This window comes from Morganella sp. HMSC11D09 (genome assembly GCF_001807955.1).
Taxonomy (GTDB): domain Bacteria; phylum Pseudomonadota; class Gammaproteobacteria; order Enterobacterales; family Enterobacteriaceae; genus Morganella; species Morganella morganii.
Genome location: NZ_KV791680.1, coordinates 1,984 through 4,662 on the forward strand (window position 1 = coordinate 1,984; position 2,679 = coordinate 4,662).

Annotated in this window: 4 protein-coding genes; all 4 read left to right on the forward strand. The window is 49.2% G+C overall.

What is annotated here, in order from left to right:
* Positions 1-322: phage minor tail protein L (locus tag HMPREF3119_RS19750; RefSeq protein WP_246829257.1), on the forward strand; the 322-nt coding region annotated here is incomplete at its 5' end.
* A gap of 2 nt (positions 323-324) precedes the next feature.
* Positions 325-1,032 carry a C40 family peptidase gene (locus HMPREF3119_RS07605; RefSeq protein ID WP_070579201.1) on the forward strand — a complete coding sequence of 236 codons (708 nt, stop codon included), beginning with the start codon at positions 325-327 and terminating at the stop codon, positions 1,030-1,032.
* Positions 1,033-1,426: 394 nt separating this feature from the next.
* Entirely contained in the window at positions 1,427-1,852 is a 426-nt protein-coding gene (locus tag HMPREF3119_RS07610; protein ID WP_083297262.1) for a hypothetical protein, read from the forward strand.
* 164 nt (positions 1,853-2,016) lie between these two features.
* Positions 2,017-2,625, forward strand: a complete 609-nt coding sequence (locus HMPREF3119_RS07615) for a tail assembly protein (protein ID WP_070579203.1) — start codon at positions 2,017-2,019, stop codon at positions 2,623-2,625.
* The last annotated feature ends 54 nt before the right edge of the window (positions 2,626-2,679 follow it).

Sequence of the window (2,679 nt, forward strand, 5' to 3'; positions counted from 1 at the left end):
TTATATCGACAGCAAATCCTCGGAAACCAATGAGGTTATCGAGTTTGATTTAGCCAGTCCGATGGATTTGCAGGGGGTACTGATCCCGACGCGGCAACTGCATGCAATGTGTACCTGGTGCATACGCGGCAAATACAAATCCGGTGACGGCTGTGATTATGCCGGGCAGAACGGGTATTTTGACAAACACGGCAACCGCGTGGATGACCCGGCACAGGATCAGTGCAGCGGCATGCTGAATACCGGCTGCTTCCCCCGCTTCGGCAAAAACAATCCGATCCCGTTTGGCGGCTTTCCGGGAACATCTCTACTGAGGAAATAGGGATGCGTAAAAACATTCAGGCAGCTATTTTTGCACACGCAGAACGTGAATACCCCCGCGAGTGCTGCGGAGTAATAGCTCAAAAATCCCGTGTGGTGAAATACTTCCCCTGTCGTAATATTGCGGCCACACCGGAAGAGCACTTCGTATTATCGCCGGAGGATTACGCCGCTGCTGAGGATTGGGGTACGGTGACCGGTATTGTGCACAGTCACCCGGATGCCACCACTCAACCGTCAGAACTGGATAAAGCACAGTGTGATGCCCTTGGCGTGCCGTGGTACATCGTCAGCTGGCCGGAGGGGGATCTGCGGACTGTTCAGCCGCGCGGCGAGCTGCCATTACTTGGTCGACCGTTTGTGCTCGGGTTTACGGACTGCTGGGGGCTGGTGATGAGTTGGTTCCGGCAGGAACACGGCATTGAGCTGCCGGATTACCGGGTGGATTATCCCTGGTGGGAGCAGGGTGAGAACCGTTACGCCGATAACTGGCGGGAAGCGGGGTTTATTCAGGTTGACGATCCGCAGCCCGGTGATGTCATCGTGATGCAGGTGCAGGCACCGGTCGCCAATCATGCCGGTATTCTGCTGCCTGATAACATGCTCCTGCATCACTTATACGGTCACCTGAGCCAGCGGGTACCGTATGGCGGTTATTGGCGTGATCGCACAGTTATGGTACTGAGATATAAAATATTCATGACAACATAGCCAATGATGTTTACCCTTATGCTTATTTTTACGGGTGTAACTATGATAAGAATCACACTGGTTTTAATGATGACTGCGGCAGTTTCTGCCTGCTCAACATCATCCCTTGAGTCACAAAAACCAATATACAGCATGAGACAACAAAGAATGCGAAGCAGGTTAATCGCTGTCTTGCTCAAAAGTGAGTTGAGTTAAGATCATCAAGTAGCTCAATACCAAAAAAGACAGGTTATAAATTAGTATCTTCTGACGAGATTTTTAGCACGCTTTCGGCGGTAATTATTAATGACAAGCCCAATGGTGGTACTTCGGCAACTGTTTGCGTAGCAGCGAAAGAGGTTAACGACCCATGAGTAAATGCTGTAAAATCATGTAGGTAACAGGAATTGTTCAAATGAAAAAAATGATATTAATACCAATTATTGCCGCTGTAATTTCTGGGTGCTCGACTTCCGCCGTTGACCCCGGAGTTGCACGATCAGTCCCCCCGGAGCGAGTTTTTCTCTTGAATAGCAATGAAGATAAAACGGGTGAAATAACCGTTATCCGTGATTCAGGTGCTATCAGTAGTATGTGTTTTGTCACTTTATTTATAGATGGTAAACCTGTTGCTGATTTAGACACATCAGAAAAGGTAGTTTTTAATGTAAAAGAAGGCGAGCATATTATTGGCACAGCATTCATGGGACGGGGACTTTGCTCTTCCGGAGAAAAAAGGCAGGAACGTGATTTCAGAATAAATGCTGGAGATGTTAAATATTACCGAATATTTACTGACCAAAGTGGCAATACAGATGTAAGACCAACAACGTTAGATTAATTCACAATACCCGCTACGGCGGGTTTTTTTATACCTTAATTTCATCGGGCCACGCCCAGCGCAAATACCAAAGAATCTTTCAGTATGAGCCTTGAGGAAGACCGGTAGTGGTCTGGTTATGGTTACTCCCAGGCGCAAGGTTCATCACTAAAAGGAAATAAGCCATGACAGAAGTAATGACACAAATCGAACTCGGCGGAATTCTCGGCAAAACGTTTGGTAAAACCCACCAGCGCTTGATCTGTACAACCTCGGAAGCCGTTCGTGCTTTATGCTGCACAATTCCCGGGTTTGAACGCTATCTGAACACCAGTAAGTCTCGCGGCTTAACGTACGCGGTATTTCGCGGGAAAAAGAATATCGGAGTGGACGACCTAAGTTTTCCGGTGACTGATGATGTTATCCGGATTGTGCCTGTCGTGATCGGCAGCAAGCGAGACGGGTTATTTCAGACCATTTTTGGTGCGGTGCTGGTGGCCGCTGCAGGGCTTATGGCTCCCGGCGGCATAATCGCAGCCTTTAGCGCTGGTGGTATGGCTGGCTTTATGGCCACAACCGGTGCGGCGATGATGCTGGGCGGCGTTATGCAGATGTTGTCCCCGCAACCAAACGGGATCGCCATGAAAGACCAGGGCGAAAATAAACCGTCCTATGCGTTCGGTGCCCCAACGAACACTGTTTCTCAGGGTTATCCGGTACCGATCGGTTACGGTAAACGCCGCATCGGCGGGGCTGTTATTTCCGCCGGTATTTACGTCGAAGATCAGCAGTAACCCTTTCTCAGTTTTTCAGCAGGGATCCCACAATGACACAAATCACAGGCCGCA